This window comes from Herbaspirillum robiniae, from assembly GCF_002213415.1.
Taxonomy (GTDB): domain Bacteria; phylum Pseudomonadota; class Gammaproteobacteria; order Burkholderiales; family Burkholderiaceae_D; genus Herbaspirillum; species Herbaspirillum robiniae.
In genome coordinates this window covers 22,269-37,242 of record NZ_NJGU01000002.1, presented here as the reverse complement: position 1 = coordinate 37,242, position 14,974 = coordinate 22,269, and the positions used below count along the sequence as shown (strand labels likewise).

The window sequence follows — 14,974 nt, the reverse complement described above, 5'->3', positions numbered from 1 at the left end:
CTTACGGACGATCCCACGATGAAAATCAATGACGCTCTCTCCGGCTTGCTGGTCGCGCTGTTTGCGATCGCGATCTGGAGCTATTCGGCCACGCTGCCTTCGATGGGGCAGGACATCGGCCCCCACGTATTCCCGCAGGCGCTGGCCGGCGGCTTCATGCTCTGCGCGGTGCTGCTGGTGGTGCGCGGCCTGCGTGGCCTGCGCAAGACGCGCGCGGCGCACGTCTCCACCATCGCCACCGTCGGCGACGAGGACCAGGACGCGCACTGGTTCACCGTGCCCGAATGGTTCGGCAGCCGCCACGCCGTGTTCGCCTTCCTGCTGGTGCCGGCATCACTGGTGTTCTACATCTGGGTGTCGGAGCCGCTGGGCTTCCTGCCGACCGCCTTCATCCTGCTGATGGTGCTGTTCCTCACCTTCCGCACGCGCGTGGCGATGGCCGTTCCGGTGGCGGTGGCGAGCGCGCTGGGCATCCACTACGTGTTCTACAAGCTGCTCAAGGTGCCCCTGCCCTGGGGCGTCCTCAACCCCATCGCCTGGTGAGGAGACGCACATGCTTGCCAATATCTATGCTGCGTTCGGGATGGTGTTCGATCCCTATGTGCTGGCGGTGATCCTCGGGTCTTCCATGTTCGGCCTGTTCATGGGCGCGGTGCCGGGCCTGTCGGCGACGATGGCCGTCGCGCTGCTGGTGCCGGTGACCTTCTTCATGCCGCCGGTGCCGGCGATCGCCGCGATGGTGTCGGCCACCGCCATGGCGATCTTCTCGGGCGACATTCCCGGCTGCCTGTTGCGCATTCCCGGCACGCCGTCCTCGGCCGCCTATACCGACGAAGCCTACGCCATGACCATGAAGGGGCAGGGCGAGATCGCGCTGGGCGCCAGCCTGGTGTTCTCGGTCATCGGCGGGCTGTTCGGCACGGCGGTGCTGATCCTGGCCGCGCCAATGCTGGCCGAGCTGGCGCTGAAGTTCTCTTCCTTCGAGTACTTCTGGCTGGTGCTGCTGGGGCTGACCTGCGCCATCTTCATTGCCTCCGACAATCCCCTGAAGGGCTTCGTCTCGCTGTTCCTGGGCATGTTCATCGCCTCGGTCGGCATGGGCAACCCGGCCGGCGTGCCGCGCTTCACCTTCGACCAGCCCGACCTGCTGGGCGGGGTGTCGCTGGTGCCGCTGATGGTGGGCATGTTCGCCATGTCGGAAGTGCTGCGCTTCGCGGTCTCGAAGGACTTCACGATGAAGATCGCCGACGGCCGCGTGGGCAACGTGTTCAAGGGCATGTGGGCGCTGACGGTGAAGTACCCGAAGTCGGTCTGGCGCGGCAGCGTGCTGGGCACGCTGGTGGGCGCGCTGCCGGGCGCCGGCGCGGACATCGCGGCCTGGATGTCGTACGCGATGAGCAAGAAGCTCTCCAAGGAGCCGGAGAAGTTCGGCACCGGCCATCCGGAAGGCATCGTCGAGTCGGGTGCGGCCAACAATTCGGCGCTGGCCGGCGCATGGATCCCGGCGCTGGTGTTCGGCATCCCGGGCGACTCCATCACCGCCATCGTGATCGGCGTGCTGTACATGAAGAACCTCAACCCGGGGCCGATGATCTTCGTGGAGAACCCGGTGTCGATGTACGCCATCTTCATCGTCTTCATCCTGGCCAACCTGCTGATGCTGCCGCTGGGCTTCTGGTGCATCAAGATGGCCAAGCGCATCCTGATGATCCCGCGCGGGATCCTGATGCCGCTGATCCTGCTGTTTTGCATCGTCGGCTCCTACGCCACCAACAACAGCGTGACCGACGTGGGCATCATGCTGGTGTTCGGCATGCTGGCCTACTTCATGGAAGAGAACGGTTTCCCGGTGGCGCCGGCGGTGCTGGGCGTGGTGCTGGGCGGGATGCTGGAAGAGCATTTCGTGACCTCGATGATCAAGGCCGACGGCGCGTTCCTGGCCTTCTTCGAGCGGCCCATCGCCGGCACCCTGGGCGTGGTCACCATCATCGTCTGGCTGCTGCCGCTGGCGCTGAAGATGCTGCGCCGCCGGCAGGCGATGTCGCCGGCATAGTTTTTTGTCTTACTCCATCAAGCAACGAAAGGAAGGTTGTTCCACATGGCTTCACCCGAACGTTTTTCCGCCGATGAATTGCGGCGCTTCGCCACCGAACTGCTGCAAAAGGCCGGCCTGGAGGCCGACAAGGCCGCCAGCGTGGCCGGCACCCTGGTCGACGGCGACCTGCTGGGCCACGACACCCACGGCCTGGCGCTGCTGGCGCCGTATGTGAAGGAGCTGGAGAAGGGCGCGATGACCAAGGCCGGCCAGCCCGAGGTCCTGTCCGAGCGCGCCGCCGCGCTGGCCTGGGATGGCCGCCGCCTGCCCGGCCCGTGGCTGGTGCACCAGGGCATCGACGCGCTGATCCCCAAGGCGCGCGACTACGGCAGCGCCTCGCTGACGATCCACCACAGCCACCACATCGCCTGCCTGGCCGCCTACCTGCTGCGCGCCACGCAGGAGGGCTTCATGATGATCCTGGCCAGCTCCGACCCGGCGGTGCAGAGCGTGGCGCCGTTCGGCGGCACGCGCGCGGTGTTTACGCCCAACCCGATCGCGGCCGGCATTCCGACGTCCGGCACGCCCTTCCTGGTCGACATCTCGGCCTCGATCACCACCAACGGCATGAGCAATCGTCTGCACAAGGCCGGCCGCCAGTTCGAGGAGGAATGGCTGATCGACGGTCACGGCAACCCCAGCCGCGATCCGGCGGTGCTGGCGCAGGATCCGCCGGGCACCATCCTGCCGCTGGGCGGCCTGTCGGCCGGCCACAAGGGCTTCGGGCTGGCGGTGCTGATCGAGGCGCTGACCGGCGGCCTGTCCGGTTTCGGCCGCGCCGATCCGCCGTCGGGCTGGGGCGCCACCGTGTTCATGACGCTGTACGATCCGTCGGCCTTCGGCGGGAAGGACGATTTCCTGCGCCAGATGGACCACATCGCCGCATCCTGCCGCGACAATCCGCCGCGCCCCGGCGTCGAGCAGGTGCGCATGCCGGGCGACCGCGGCATGCAGCGCCGCGCCCAGCAGTTGAAGGAGGGCGTGGCATTGCACCCGACCATCGCGCCCATGCTGCGCGAGGCGGCCGCATCCTACGGCCTGGCGTTCCCGGCCGCAGTGGGCTGAGGCGACCGGCAGTTCCCTGCATTCGGCATGCAGGCGCCCGGCGGACGGAGACCCGCCGGGTGAAGCAAGCCCTGAGATACAATCCGGCGCTATAAAAACGAAGCGCGCCGGCGCCCTCCCCATCGGGCGGCGCCGGCGCGGAGACTTGATCGGATCATCCATGCCAATAGAAGCGATTGAGCCGCAGCGGCTCTACCGGCAGATCAGCGACCAGCTGCGCAAGCTGATCGTGGACGGCGAATTCCCGACGGGATCGCGCCTGCCGTCCGAGCGCGACCTCTCGGTGCAGCTGGGCGTGTCCCGCCCGTCGCTGCGCGAGGCGCTGATCGCGCTGGAAGTGGAGGGCTACATCGAGGTGCGCATGGGGTCGGGCATCTACGTCTGCCCGCCTGCGCCGCGTGAAGGGCAGATCGACCTTTCCAGTGAAGAGGGCCCGCTGGAGCTGATCCGCGCGCGCGAGATGATCGAGGGCGAGGTCGCCTATGCGGCCGCGAAGAACGCCAGCGCCACCCAGCTCGACGCCATCGACCAGGCCTTCCAATTGATGATTGCCCACACCGATGCCGGCATCAACCCGCTGGAGGCCGATCGCCTGTTCCACATCCGCGTGGCCGAAGCCACCGGCAACAGCGTGCTGGTGGGGCTGGTGACCCAGCTCTTCGACGCCCGCCTGGGGCCGCTGTTCAAGCGCCTGCACAGCCACTTCGACAGCAAGGTGGTGTGGTACGAAGCGATCGACGAGCATGCGCTGGTGATCCAGGCGCTGCGCGAGCGCAACGCGGAGAAGGCGCGCGCGGCCATGCGCCGGCACATGGACATTTCCTTCACGCGCTACAGCGCCAACCTGATCCTGCAATACGGCAGCAAGCAAAAGCGCGAGGCGGCCGAGGCCGGCGACGCCAGGGCCGCAGGCGCGGCGCCCCGGCGCAAGCGCGCCGCAACCGATGGAGCCGTCGGGGCCGCCGGGAGCACCGGCAAGCGCGCAGCCAAGCCGCGCGCGCGCAAGCCGACGGCCTGACCCGTCTTCATTTCCATTCTTGCCCGAGGAGGCCGCCATGAGCCAAGTCCTTCCCACCTACCACGGCAGCTGCCATTGCGGCGAGGTGACGTTCGAGGCGCGCGTGGCGATCGAGCGCGTGACCGTCTGCAACTGCAGCATCTGCAGCAAGAAGGGTTTCCTGCATCAACGGGTGCAGCCCGGCGATTTCCGGTTGCTGTCGGGGGAGGGGAGCCTGGGCACCTACCAGTTCGGCAGCATGGTGGCCAGGCATCATTTCTGTACGCGCTGCGGCATCCACGTCTTCACGCGCCCGCGCGCGGCGCCCGAGCTCTACACCATCAACGTGCGCTGCCTGGATGACTTCGACCTGGCCACGGCTGCCATCGACTACGTCGATTTCGACGGTCGCAACTGGGAAGCCAACGCGCAGAAGCTGGGTTAGTTGAAGTAGCTGCGCGCCATTTCAAAGCGCCTGGCGAAGTAGGGATTGTCCATGCGCGTGATGTGCACCTTGCCGTTGGTGGAAGGCGCATGCACGAAGCGTCCGTCGCCGAGGTAGATGCCCACGTGCGAGAACGGTTTGTTCATGGTGTTGAAGAACACCAGGTCGCCCGCGCGCAACTGGCTGGGATCGATCTGGCGGCCCTGGCGGGCGATGTCGGCGGCGCTGCCGCTGACGCGGTAATTGGCGGCGCGGCCGAAGATGTAGGAGACCATGCCGCTGCAGTCCAGTCCGGCCGACGGGTTCTTGCCGCCGAAGCGGTAGCCGGTGTCGATCAGCGAAAGGGCGTAGATGGCCACCTCGTTGCCGGCATCGGTGGCCGGCAGCGCCGGCGCCTGCGATTGCGCAGCGCCGGGCAGGCGTTCGATGGGCGGGGCGGTCGGCGCGGTGCTGCACGCGGCCAGCGCCATGGCCGCAGCGAGCGCGGCCAGTGCGCCGGCGCGACGCGCCGCGACGGAGAAGGCGAGGGAGGGCGGCAACGCCGCCCGGCTGTTTTCTTCCGTAAGACGACGCGCCGCCATCGATTACTTCTCGACCTTGGCCAGCACTTCTTCGAGCATGGCGAACATCTGGTCGATTTCTTCCTTGGTCACGTTCAGCGACGGCATGAAGCGCAGCAGGTTCGGACGCGGCGAGTTCAGCAGCAGGCCCACCGGCTCCATGTTGCGCGCGGCTTCGACGATCTGCGGACCGATGTCGCGGCCCAGCTGCAGCGCGCGCAGCAGGCCTTCGCCGCGTTCGCCTTCGAAGCCGTATTTCTCGGAGATTTCCAGCGAGCGCTGGCGCAGGTAGGCGCCGCGTTCGCGCACGGTTTCCATGAAGCCGGGCTTGAGCAGTTCCTTGATCACGGCCACGCCCACGGCGGTCATCAGCGGGTTGCCGTTGTAGGTGCCGCCCTGTTCGCCGGCTTCGAAGCAGGCGATTTCCTCGCGCGCCAGCAGCGCGGCCAGCGGCACGCCGCCGCCGATGCCCTTGCCCAGGGTCATGATGTCCGGCTCGATGCCCGAGAGCTGGTAGCCGAACAGTTCGCCGGTACGGCCCATGCCGCTTTGCACTTCATCGACGATGAGCAGGATGTTGGCCTGCTTGGTCAGGCGGCGCAGGCCTTGCATGAACTCCTTGGTGGCCGGGATCACGCCGCCTTCGCCCTGCACCGGCTCCAGCATCACCGCCACGGTGTGCTTGGTGATCAGCGCCTCGACGCTGGCCAGGTCGTTGAGCGTGGCCTTGGGGAAGCCCGGCACCTGCGGCGCGAACATGGTGTCCCAGCCGTCCTTGCCGGATGCCGACATGGTGGCGATGGTGCGGCCGTGGAAGCTGTGCTTGAAGGTGATGATCTCGAAACGGGCGTCGCCGTTGGTGGCCGGGTTCTTCTTGCCCCACTTGCGCGCCAGCTTGATGGCGCCTTCGTTGGCTTCGGCGCCGCTGTTGGCGAAGAACACGCGGTCGAAGGCCGAATTCTCGGTCAGCAGGTTGGCCAGCTCGATCGAGGGCGCGTTGAAGAACGCCGGCGACGGGTTGATCAGTTTCTTGCCTTGCTCGGTCAGGGCGTCGGCGATGCATTGCGGCGCATGGCCCAGCGCGTTGACCGCCCAGCCCTGCAGGTAGTCGAGATAGCGCTTGCCGTTATGGTCGGTCAGCCACATGCCGTCGCCTTCGGTGAAGACCAGGTCGGGGCGGTTGGTGACGTACATCAGCTTGTTGCTGTCGAACTCTTTGAATTCCATCGATAGGCTCCTGCAAGGAATGGTTGATTGGGATGGTGCGGGCAGACCGGTCACGAAAGAACGGAAGAAGACGCACGACAAGCCCAAATGGCGGATAAAAAAAAGCCACAGGGTTTGCCTGTGGCTTCGCGGTTCGTTTCACTTCACGCGCACAGCAGCAAACCTTCCGGAGGTTGGCTGCGACGTCGTAAAAATGTGGCGTTGGCGATCATGCGGTCAATATTAGGACGTTTTGCGCACAGCGTCAAAAAGAATTGTCCGCCATTTTGCCCGAATTTCGCGATCGTTGCATTTTGCGCGCCGCCTTGCCCGGCAAGGGTTTGCCGCCATCATCGCAAAGCTGGATGACGGCGGCGTGACACGCGCGCGCAGCCAGGGGCCGCGACAGGCCTCAGCTGGCGGCCGGCGTCGCGCCGGCGAGGTCGGCTTCCGAGGTGAACGAGTCGGCGTAGAACTCGTCTTCCGGCAGCTTGCACTGGGCGCTGAACTCGCGCTGGGCCGACTCCACCACGATCGGCGCGCCGCAGGCGTAGACCTGGTGGCCGGAGAGGTCGGGGAAGTCTTCCATCACGGCGCGGTGGACGAAGCCGGTGCGCCCGCTCCAGTTGTCTTCCGGCGCGGCGTTGGACACCACCGGCACGTAGGTGAAGGCGGGCAGGGTGCGCGCCCACTCTTCGCACAGCGCGTTCATGTACAGGTCCTGCGGACGGCGGCCGCCCCAGTACAGCGTGACCGCGCGCTTGGAGCCGGCGTGCTCCAGCTGTTCGACGATGGCCTTGATCGGCGCGAAGCCGGTGCCCGACGCCAGCAGCACGATGGGTTTTTCGGAATCCTCGCGCAGGAAGAAGGTGCCCAGCGGGCCTTCGACGCGCAGGATGTTGCGCTCCTTGAGCGTGGTGAAGACCTGGTCGGTGAACAGGCCGCCCGGCAGATGGCGGATGTGCAGGCTCATCGGCTCATCCTTGTGCGGGGCGATGGCCATGCTGTAGGCGCGGCGCTTGCCGTCGCGCAGCATGAACTCGAGATACTGGCCGGCCTTGTATTGCAGGCGCTCGTTGGCGGGCAGTTGCAGCGACAGGATCATGACGTCGTCGGCCGCCTTTTGCAGGCCGGCCACGCGCACCGGCATCTTGCGCACCGGGAATTCGCCCACGCCGGCCACTTCACGCGCTTCGATGGTGACGTCGGATTGCGGCTTGGCGCAGCAAAACAGCGAGAAGCCCAGCTGCTCGTCGTGCGCCGACAGCGCGCGCTCCTGGTGCGGGCCGTGTTCAACCTGGCCGGCGACCAGCTTGCCCTTGCAGGAGCTGCATGCGCCGTTCTTGCAGCCGTAGGGCAGGCCGACGCCCGCGCGGATGGCGGCGGTGAGGATGGTTTCGCCTTCATCGCAGGTGAACTGGCGACCGCTAGGCTGGACTGTGACTTGGAAACTCATACAATTCTGCTTCTGTTCTGGACTGATAAGGATTGAACACCGTGAAAAAACTGGGCCTGCCGCGAGTACTGATCCTGGGTTGCGGCGATGTCGGGCTGCGCATATTGCCGCTGCTGCTGCCGCGCTACCGCGTGCTGGCCGTCACCAGCAACCCGCAACGCTGCGCCGAACTGCGCGCCGCCGGCGCCGTTCCCGTCGTCGCCGACCTCGACCGCCCGCATACCCTGGGCCGCCTGGCGCGCCTGGCGCCGACCATCGTGCACCTGGCGCCGCCGCAGGCTGACGGCGTCAAAGACCGCCGTACCCGCAATTTGGCCGCCATTTTACCCGAGGGCGCGCGCCTGGTTTATATCAGCACCACCGGCGTCTACGGCGACTGCGGCGGCGCGCGCTTCGACGAGACGCGCAAGGTGCATCCCCAGAACGCCCGCGCGGTGCGCCGGGTGGACGCCGAAAGCGTGCTGCGGGGCTGGGCCCGGCGCAGCGGCTCGCGCCTGTCCATCCTGCGCGTGCCGGGCATCTACGCCGCCGGGCGCCTGCCGGCCGAACGCCTGAAGAAGGGCACGCCGGCCCTGGCCGCGGCCGACGACGTCTACACCAACCACATCCACGCCGACGACTTGGCGCGCGCGGCGGCAGCGGCCTTGCGGCTGGGCGCGCCGAACCGGATCTACCACGCGGTGGACGACACCGAGCTGAAGATGGCCGACTACTTCGACGCCGCCGCCGACGCACTCGGGCTGTCCCGGCCGCCGCGCCTGCCGCGCGCCGAGCTGGAACGGGTCGTCTCGCCGGCGCTGCTGTCCTTCATGTCGGAGTCGCGCCGGCTCGACAACCGGCGCCTGAAGCAGGAGCTGGGGCTGAGACTGCGCTATCCGGACGTGCATGCCTTGCTGGCGGAGATGAACGGAAAATTGCTTTGATGCATCTTTGGTCTTTATGCAATTTCCATCGCTTCCTTATTCGGATTTCGAATAAGCATAAGAATTTAAAGTAGTTGTCTTGCCTTGCGGGCAACAGTACAGTGCCACACTGAAATTAATGGGGGATTTCAGCCCGCGATGCAGACCAGACGGCGCCACGCCGCGACCGCATCCACTCCGGCCCAGGCCACCGCCAGCCTTCCCCTTTTCCACCACCCGATTCCACAACGAGCGGCCGCTCCAACAGCGGCTGCCGACGACATGAAGCTATCTTTCAACAACGTCGCCAAGCACTTCGGCGACCTGCATGTGATCGAGGAATTCACCCGCGAGATCGACTCGGGCGAGCTGGTCGCGCTGGTCGGCCCCTCCGGCTGCGGCAAGTCGACCCTGCTGCACATGGCGGCCGGCCTGGAAAAGGCCAGCGCCGGCGCGGTCACCGGCGACGGCCAGCCGATCCGCGGCCCGCATCCGGAACGTACCCTGATGTTCCAGGAAAACGCCCTCTACCCGTGGCTGACGCTGGAGCAGAACGTGGCGCTGGCGCTGGAATTCCAGAAGATCGACAAGAAGACGGCGACCGAACAGGCGCGCGTCTGGCTGGAAAACGTCAAGCTCAAGGGCTTCGAAAACTACTATCCGCACCAGGTCTCGGGCGGTATGCGCCAGCGCGCCGCGCTGGCCCGCGCCTTCATCTCGCAGCCAAAGGCGCTGCTGCTGGACGAGCCCTTCGGCGCGCTCGACGCGCTGACCCGCATGACGCTGCAGGACGCGCTGCGCGACCTGATCCGCCAGCAGGGGCCGACGGTGCTGCTGGTGACGCACGATGTCGACGAGGCGCTGTTCCTGGCCGACCGCATCTTCGTGTTCAGCCCGCGCCCGGCCAAGGTATTGAAGGAATTCAATCTGGTGCATCACGAAAAGACGCACGACCTGTCCGAATTCGCCGCCATTCGCCGCGAAATCCTTTGCCTGCTCGGCATCCACGCCGAGCAGGACGAATTTTCAAAGACATTAGAAGGGGTTGGAGTATGAAGCTCGCACGCATCCTGGTTCCCGCATTGGCCGCGCTGGCCTTCGCCAACAACGCCATGGCGCTGGAAAAATTCAAGATCGGCTACCTGCGCGTGATGGACGACGCGCAAGCCATGGCCGCCTACGAAGCCGGCCTGTACAAGAAGTACGGCCTGGATGTGGAACTCATCGAGTTCAAGTCCGGCACCGACCTGGTCAAGGCCATCGTCGGCGGCCAGCTCGACAGCGGCGTGTTCGGCTTCTCCAACGCCGTGGCCTGGGCATCCAAGGGCGCCGACCTGAAGGTGGTGGGCGGCGCGCAGCTGGGCTACCACGCGCTGGTGGCGCGTGAAGACTCCGGCATCAACAAGGTCGCCGACCTCAAGGGCAAGACCCTGGCCTCGCAGGCCGAAGGCAGCACCGCCGACACGGTCCTGAAGGGCGTGGTCCTGAAGGACGCCGGCGTCAAGCCGGACGACGTCAACGTGATGGGCGTGTCGCCGCAGGTGGCGGTGCAGTCGCTGGTGGGCAAGCGCGTCGACGCCGCCTTCCTGTTCGAGCCGCAGGCGCGCATTGCGCAGCTGATCGCGCCGGTCAAGCAGATCTATGAAATCGGCGAAGTCTGGCCCTTCCCCTGCATGGTGGTGATCACCTCCGGCGACACGCTGAAGAAGAAGCGCGACGCCGTCTGGAAGTCGCTGGACGCCCAGCGCGACGCCATCACCCTGCTGCAGAAGAAGCCCGCCGAGGCCTCCAAGCTGATCGCCGGCTACTTCATCGCCGAGCCGACGCTGAAGACCCTGAAGCACGGCGAAGTGCTGCGCGAGGACGTGATCCGCGACGCCATCAAGAGCCAGACCTTCACCCCGAAGATCAGCAAGAAGGACCAGGACCGCATGCAGGAAATCTCCAACATCCTGCAAGACCAGGGCGCATTGAAGACGCGCGACGGCAAGCCGTTTGACGTCAATTCGATCACCGATCTCTCCTGGCAAACCGCTCGAAAACTGTAAGCGGGAAGCTACTGCGCAACCCGATCTCGCTTCTGTGATGCTCGCCGTACCGCCGTACGGCTGCGCTTCTCGAAACGACCTCGGGCTGCTCGCTACGCTTCCCACTTACAGCACAGAGTAAGTTAAGCACTTTTCGTAGCATCGCTTTGCTCGCTGCGTATCTTTCAGTTTTTATCGGCCGGGGTGTTCCGGCCATCGTCATTTTTAAGCGTCACACGTTATGAGCTCCCAGCGTCGCGTTACCGGTTACCGTAAGAAGCTCGCCATGGCACTGGCGATCGCGTTCATTCTCCTGATGTGGCAGATCGCGGCGTGGTCGCTGCCGTCCTTCCTGATGCCGGGCGTGCCTTCGGTGGTGGCGCGCCTGTTCGAGGAGGTGCAGTCCAACAACTTCCGCCTGGCGTTGTTCGGCAGCCTGTATCGCCTGGGCCTGGGTTACGGTTCGGCGCTGTTGTTCGGCATCGGCTTCGGGCTGATCGGGGCGGTGCTGTTCTTCTTCCGCGAAGTGCTGAAGTCGGCCATCGTGATCCTGCAGTCGATTCCGTCGATCGCCTGGGTGCCGCTGTTCCTGATCCTGATGGGCTTCGGCAACCTGCCGATGATCGTGGTGGTGGCGATCGCCGCCTTCTTCCCGGCGGCGCTGTCGGTGATGAACGCCACCGAGAGCGTGCAGCAGGTGCATGTGTCGGCCGCGCGCGTGATGGGCGCATCGCGCCTGGGCATGCTGCGTCGCGTGTACCTGCCGGCAGTGATGCCGGAGCTGATCACCGGCGCCCAGCTGGCCTTCGGCAATGCCTGGCGCGCGCTGATCTCGGCCGAGATGCTGGTCGGCTTCGGCAAGGGCCTGGGCCGCACGCTGGCCTACTCGGGCGAGACCGCCGACATGGTGGGCGTGATGGCCAACATCCTGACCATCGCCATCCTGGCCGCGCTGATCGACCAGGTGATCCTGGAAAACCTGAAGCACCGCCTGCTGCGCTACCAATACGTCTGATCCCGCCATGACCGCGCGCCTGTTCCTGCTGCCGTTGATCTGCCTGCTCGCCGCGGGTGCGCAGGCGGGCGTGCTCGATGCGGCCAGGCAAGGCGGCAGCCTGCGCGTGGGGGTGGACTACGTGCCGCCGCCATACAAGGGCGGCATGAAATTCCGCACCCCCGAAAGCCCCGACACCGTGCTGGCCGACGACCTGGCCGCGCAGCTCAAGCTCAAGTCCGACTACCAGAAGAACGCCCCCGGCGGCGCGCTGCAGGCACTGAAGAATGCGCGGCCCGACCTTGCGCTGACGCTGGCGCCGGAAGGCGACGCGCCCGCCGCCGACACCGCCGTCATCGCCACCGGCTACAGCGCCGGCGGCATGGCCATCATGCGCAGCGACACCGCCATCAGGAAATGGGACGACCTGAAAGGGCGCACCGTTTGCGTCTCGCAAGGCTCGCCCTATGTCGGCACGCTGGCCGCGCGCTACGGCGCCGTCGAAAAGGTGATGCGCGCGCCGGCCGACTCGCTGCTGGCCGTGCGCATCGGCGAATGCGACGCCGCCGTGCATGACGACACCATGATGAAGGAATTGCTGAAGCTGCCCGAGTGGAAAAAGTTTTCCGCGCAGCTGCCGCCCACCGAGCGGCGCAACCTGGTGCTGAGAGTGCGCGGCGCAGACGCCGCCGACCTCGCCGCGATCAGGCAGGCGGCCTCTCGCTGGAACGAATCGTACTGGGCCGGCGTGAAAAAGAAGTGGGTCAACAACGTCGCCTTCGAGGTCTACCTCGACCAGAACGTGCCGGATTGCCATTGATCTTCTGATCCGCTGCGTCTCGCCTGGGGCCACTTTCCGCCTGCTTTGTTGCCGTGCCGACATCGTTTGCCGGGCCCGGTCTTGCCAGCCGTATAACAGGCGCTGCGCGCGCTGAGGTTTTTTTGCCTCCTAATGAATTTCCCGAGTGGCATAGCGCGGCAATAGGCGTAACATTGCGTCCTGCAGCATTGCAAAGTACCTGGACACAAACCGAATATCCGCAGGAGCACATCATGCCCATCGATCTCGCCGCCGCCGTCAGTGCCGTCATCCCCAACCCGAACGGCAACACCAATTCCTCGGGTCTGGCCACCGATCCGGATGCGGTCCGCAAGGCAGACGAGGCGCGCATGGCGCAGCAGGCCGAACAGCGTCGCCTGGAAGAAATCCAGGCCGATGAAAAGCGCGCCGAAACCGCGCGCGAGGATCGCAACCGCCGCGAGCAGGTTTCGCGCAACGCCAACGGCGAAATCATCGGCACCACGGTCAATTCGCTGGCCTGATCCGCTGAACTGACATTTCCCGCCGCAGAATCAAGAAAGCCCGCACGGCATTGCCGTGCGGGCTTTTGTTTTTCACCGCGCCTCTTGCGCTCAGTCGGAGGCGTTGAGCGAACCCAGCAGCCAGGTCTCGGCCATGTCGATCTGGTTGATCAGCATCAGGAAGGTCTCGTCGTTGATGCGCTGCTCGGCGCGCAAGTAGTGCACCTCCAGCCGTTCGGCGCGGATCGCCTCCAGCCGCAGCTCGCGCTCGAACTGCTTGAAGCGGTTGGCGGCGCGCTGGGTCTCCTCGGAGTCGCTCTCGGCATTCATCCGCATGCGGTAGGTCGCCAGCAGGCTGCCGCTGACTTCGGTCAGCAGCGCCAGGTCGGCCTCGTCGAGACCGGCGCCCATGCGTTCCTGGACGGTTTCGATACTGCGCACGGCGGCCTCCGACAGGCGCATGCGCGCATTCATTTCTTCGGCGCGGCGGCGCTTCACTTCGGCGTCCAGCTGCAGGTTCTTCAGCATCCACGGCAACAGGAAACTGCCGAACAGCAGCGAGCAGACGATCACCCCGGTGGCCAGGAAGATCAGCAGGTCGCGCGCCGGGAAGGGCGTGTGCTCCCGCAGCACCAGCGGGATCGACATGACGCCGGCCAGCGTGATGGCGCCGCGCACGCCCGAGAGCGCCGTGATGCTGATCAGGCGCAGGTCGAACTTGCGGTTGCGCCCGCTCTGGCCGCGCAGCGCCGAGGCGAAGCGGCGCATGCGCAGGTTGATCCAGACCCAGACGAAGCGCAGCACGATCAGCGCCACCGTGATGGCGAGGATGTAGACGAACAGGTGCCAGACCGGCACGTTGCCGGCCATCTTCGCATCCACATGCGCCAGGCTCACGATGCCGGGTAACTGCAGTCCCAGCAGCAGGAAGGACATGCCGTTGAAGATGAACTCCATCATGGTCATGATGCTGCGGCCCTGCATGCGGGTGGCGGCCGATTCGCCGCCGGCGGTTTCGATGTAGGGCATCAGCATGCCCGCGGCGACCGCGGCCAGGATGCCGGACAGGCCGAAATGTTCGGCGAAGATGTAGGCCGTGAAGGGGATCAGGATCAGCAGCACCACCTGGATGCCGGGCTCGTCGCCGGCCCATTCGATGATCTTGCGGCGGACCAGTCCGAAGCCCCAGGCCACGATCAGGCCCACCGCGATGCCGCCCAATGCGATCAGCACGAAGGACAGGCTGGCGTCCACCAGCGAGAAGGTGCCGGTCACCACGGCGGCGATGGCGAACTTGAACGCCACCAGGCCGGAGGCGTCGTTCATCAGCGCCTCGCCCTCCAGCACGTGCTGCATCGAGGCCGGCAGGCGGCCCTTGCCGATGATGGACGACACCGCCACCGCGTCGGTGGGCGAGAGCACCGCGGCCAGCGCGAAGGCGGATGGCAGCGAGATCACCGGGATCATCCAGTGGATGAAGTAGCCCACGCCGACCACCGTAAACAGCACCAGGCCGAGCGCCAGCGCCAGGATAGGCCGCGCCAGCCGGAAGAACTCGCGCTTGGGCATGCGCCAGCCGTCGGTAAACAGCAGCGGCGGGATGAACAGCAGCAGGAACAGCTCGGGATCGAAACTGATCTTCAGTCCGAACAGGGGCAGCGCCAGCACCGCGCCCAGCGCGATCTGGAACAGCGGCAGGGGCAGCTTGAAGGGCATCAGTCGCGCCACCACGCCGGAGACGGCAACGGCGAGCAGCAGGATCAGGACGGTAAAAACGATTTCCATTGTTGCGGGATGAGGTCTTTCTTGGTGTTCTTGTTGATGTGCGACCGGTTGTGACCGGCGGCGGCGAGCCAAGTTGCAAGTATAGAAGACGCGGGGCGCCAGCAGATATTGCAGTCGAGGAATAAAATGGGCGATCCGCT

General features: G+C 65.8%; 15 protein-coding genes. 11 read left to right on the top strand and 4 right to left on the bottom strand.

The window, feature by feature from the left end; genetic code table 11:
• Nucleotides 1–18 precede the first annotated feature (18 nt).
• From CEJ42_RS05230 to CEJ42_RS05210, 5 genes are all read left to right on the top strand, one after another.
• Nucleotides 19–543, top strand: coding sequence for a tripartite tricarboxylate transporter TctB family protein (locus CEJ42_RS05230; protein WP_088750253.1), 525 nt, complete (start codon nt 19–21; stop codon nt 541–543).
• A gap of 10 nt (nt 544–553) precedes the next feature.
• A complete protein-coding gene (locus tag CEJ42_RS05225) occupies nt 554–2,053 on the top strand; it encodes a tripartite tricarboxylate transporter permease (protein WP_088750252.1) in 1,500 nt (499 codons plus the stop codon).
• Nucleotides 2,054–2,098: 45 nt separating this feature from the next.
• Nucleotides 2,099–3,160 carry an Ldh family oxidoreductase gene (locus tag CEJ42_RS05220; protein ID WP_088750251.1) on the top strand — a complete coding sequence of 354 codons (1,062 nt, stop codon included), beginning with the start codon at nt 2,099–2,101 and terminating at the stop codon, nt 3,158–3,160.
• Nucleotides 3,161–3,320: 160 nt separating this feature from the next.
• A complete protein-coding gene (locus tag CEJ42_RS05215; RefSeq protein WP_088750250.1) occupies nt 3,321–4,178 on the top strand; it encodes a FadR/GntR family transcriptional regulator in 858 nt (285 codons plus the stop codon).
• A gap of 37 nt (nt 4,179–4,215) precedes the next feature.
• Nucleotides 4,216–4,602 (top strand): GFA family protein, encoded by a 387-nt coding sequence (locus CEJ42_RS05210; protein WP_088750249.1) that lies wholly within the window; start codon nt 4,216–4,218, stop codon nt 4,600–4,602.
• Here the strand turns inward: CEJ42_RS05210 and CEJ42_RS05205 are convergent.
• The 3 genes from CEJ42_RS05205 to CEJ42_RS05195 all read right to left on the bottom strand — a co-directional run bounded on the left by CEJ42_RS05205 (nt 4,599) and on the right by CEJ42_RS05195 (nt 7,824).
• Complete coding sequence (locus CEJ42_RS05205) at nt 4,599–5,183, bottom strand: C40 family peptidase (RefSeq protein WP_079215756.1); 585 nt, start codon at nt 5,181–5,183, stop codon at nt 4,599–4,601. The two genes, CEJ42_RS05210 and CEJ42_RS05205, sit on opposite strands and share 4 nt — an antisense overlap.
• Before the next feature lie 3 nt (nt 5,184–5,186).
• Complete coding sequence (locus CEJ42_RS05200; RefSeq protein ID WP_088750248.1) at nt 5,187–6,389, bottom strand: acetylornithine transaminase; 1,203 nt, start codon at nt 6,387–6,389, stop codon at nt 5,187–5,189.
• Between the two features lie 391 nt (nt 6,390–6,780).
• Complete coding sequence (locus tag CEJ42_RS05195; protein ID WP_088750247.1) at nt 6,781–7,824, bottom strand: CDP-6-deoxy-delta-3,4-glucoseen reductase; 1,044 nt, start codon at nt 7,822–7,824, stop codon at nt 6,781–6,783.
• Nucleotides 7,825–7,865: 41 nt separating this feature from the next.
• On the opposite strand from CEJ42_RS05195, the gene CEJ42_RS05190 reads away from it, so the two are divergent.
• The 6 genes from CEJ42_RS05190 (at nt 7,866) to CEJ42_RS05165 (ending at nt 13,070) form a co-directional block, all read left to right on the top strand.
• Nucleotides 7,866–8,747, top strand: a complete 882-nt coding sequence (locus tag CEJ42_RS05190) for an NAD-dependent epimerase/dehydratase family protein (protein ID WP_088750310.1) — start codon at nt 7,866–7,868, stop codon at nt 8,745–8,747.
• 261 nt (nt 8,748–9,008) lie between these two features.
• Nucleotides 9,009–9,782 carry an ABC transporter ATP-binding protein gene (locus CEJ42_RS05185; RefSeq protein WP_079215753.1) on the top strand — a complete coding sequence of 258 codons (774 nt, stop codon included), beginning with the start codon at nt 9,009–9,011 and terminating at the stop codon, nt 9,780–9,782.
• Nucleotides 9,779–10,774 (top strand): ABC transporter substrate-binding protein, encoded by a 996-nt coding sequence (locus tag CEJ42_RS05180; RefSeq protein ID WP_079215752.1) that lies wholly within the window; start codon nt 9,779–9,781, stop codon nt 10,772–10,774. Before CEJ42_RS05185 ends, CEJ42_RS05180 begins: the two co-directional genes overlap by 4 nt.
• 220 nt (nt 10,775–10,994) lie before the next feature.
• Nucleotides 10,995–11,768 (top strand): ABC transporter permease, encoded by a 774-nt coding sequence (locus CEJ42_RS05175; RefSeq protein ID WP_079215751.1) that lies wholly within the window; start codon nt 10,995–10,997, stop codon nt 11,766–11,768.
• 7 nt (nt 11,769–11,775) lie between these two features.
• Entirely contained in the window at nt 11,776–12,567 is a 792-nt protein-coding gene (locus CEJ42_RS05170; RefSeq protein WP_207760388.1) for a type 2 periplasmic-binding domain-containing protein, read from the top strand.
• Nucleotides 12,568–12,800: 233 nt separating this feature from the next.
• Nucleotides 12,801–13,070: a hypothetical protein gene (locus tag CEJ42_RS05165; protein WP_079215750.1), complete on the top strand. Its 270-nt coding sequence runs from the start codon at nt 12,801–12,803 to the stop codon at nt 13,068–13,070.
• A 90-nt stretch (nt 13,071–13,160) separates the two neighbouring features.
• On the opposite strand, the gene CEJ42_RS05160 is transcribed toward CEJ42_RS05165, so the two are convergent.
• Nucleotides 13,161–14,834 carry a Na+/H+ antiporter gene (locus CEJ42_RS05160; protein ID WP_079215749.1) on the bottom strand — a complete coding sequence of 558 codons (1,674 nt, stop codon included), beginning with the start codon at nt 14,832–14,834 and terminating at the stop codon, nt 13,161–13,163.
• Nucleotides 14,835–14,974: the final 140 nt, after the last annotated feature.

Excerpts from the sequence above, each read along its gene's own strand:
- CEJ42_RS05230 (WP_088750253.1), top strand. The coding sequence starts at position 19 with ATGAAAATCAATGACGCTCTCTCCGGCTTGCTGGTCGCGCTGTTTGCG.
- CEJ42_RS05225 (WP_088750252.1), top strand. The coding sequence starts at position 554 with ATGCTTGCCAATATCTATGCTGCGTTCGGGATGGTGTTCGATCCCTAT.
- CEJ42_RS05220 (WP_088750251.1), top strand. The coding sequence starts at position 2,099 with ATGGCTTCACCCGAACGTTTTTCCGCCGATGAATTGCGGCGCTTCGCC.
- CEJ42_RS05215 (WP_088750250.1), top strand. The coding sequence starts at position 3,321 with ATGCCAATAGAAGCGATTGAGCCGCAGCGGCTCTACCGGCAGATCAGC.
- CEJ42_RS05210 (WP_088750249.1), top strand. The coding sequence starts at position 4,216 with ATGAGCCAAGTCCTTCCCACCTACCACGGCAGCTGCCATTGCGGCGAG.
- CEJ42_RS05205 (WP_079215756.1), bottom strand. The coding sequence starts at position 5,183 with ATGGCGGCGCGTCGTCTTACGGAAGAAAACAGCCGGGCGGCGTTGCCG.
- CEJ42_RS05200 (WP_088750248.1), bottom strand. The coding sequence starts at position 6,389 with ATGGAATTCAAAGAGTTCGACAGCAACAAGCTGATGTACGTCACCAAC.
- CEJ42_RS05195 (WP_088750247.1), bottom strand. The coding sequence starts at position 7,824 with ATGAGTTTCCAAGTCACAGTCCAGCCTAGCGGTCGCCAGTTCACCTGC.
- CEJ42_RS05185 (WP_079215753.1), top strand. The coding sequence starts at position 9,009 with ATGAAGCTATCTTTCAACAACGTCGCCAAGCACTTCGGCGACCTGCAT.
- CEJ42_RS05180 (WP_079215752.1), top strand. The coding sequence starts at position 9,779 with ATGAAGCTCGCACGCATCCTGGTTCCCGCATTGGCCGCGCTGGCCTTC.
- CEJ42_RS05175 (WP_079215751.1), top strand. The coding sequence starts at position 10,995 with ATGAGCTCCCAGCGTCGCGTTACCGGTTACCGTAAGAAGCTCGCCATG.
- CEJ42_RS05170 (WP_207760388.1), top strand. The coding sequence starts at position 11,776 with ATGACCGCGCGCCTGTTCCTGCTGCCGTTGATCTGCCTGCTCGCCGCG.
- CEJ42_RS05165 (WP_079215750.1), top strand. The coding sequence starts at position 12,801 with ATGCCCATCGATCTCGCCGCCGCCGTCAGTGCCGTCATCCCCAACCCG.
- CEJ42_RS05160 (WP_079215749.1), bottom strand. The coding sequence starts at position 14,834 with ATGGAAATCGTTTTTACCGTCCTGATCCTGCTGCTCGCCGTTGCCGTC.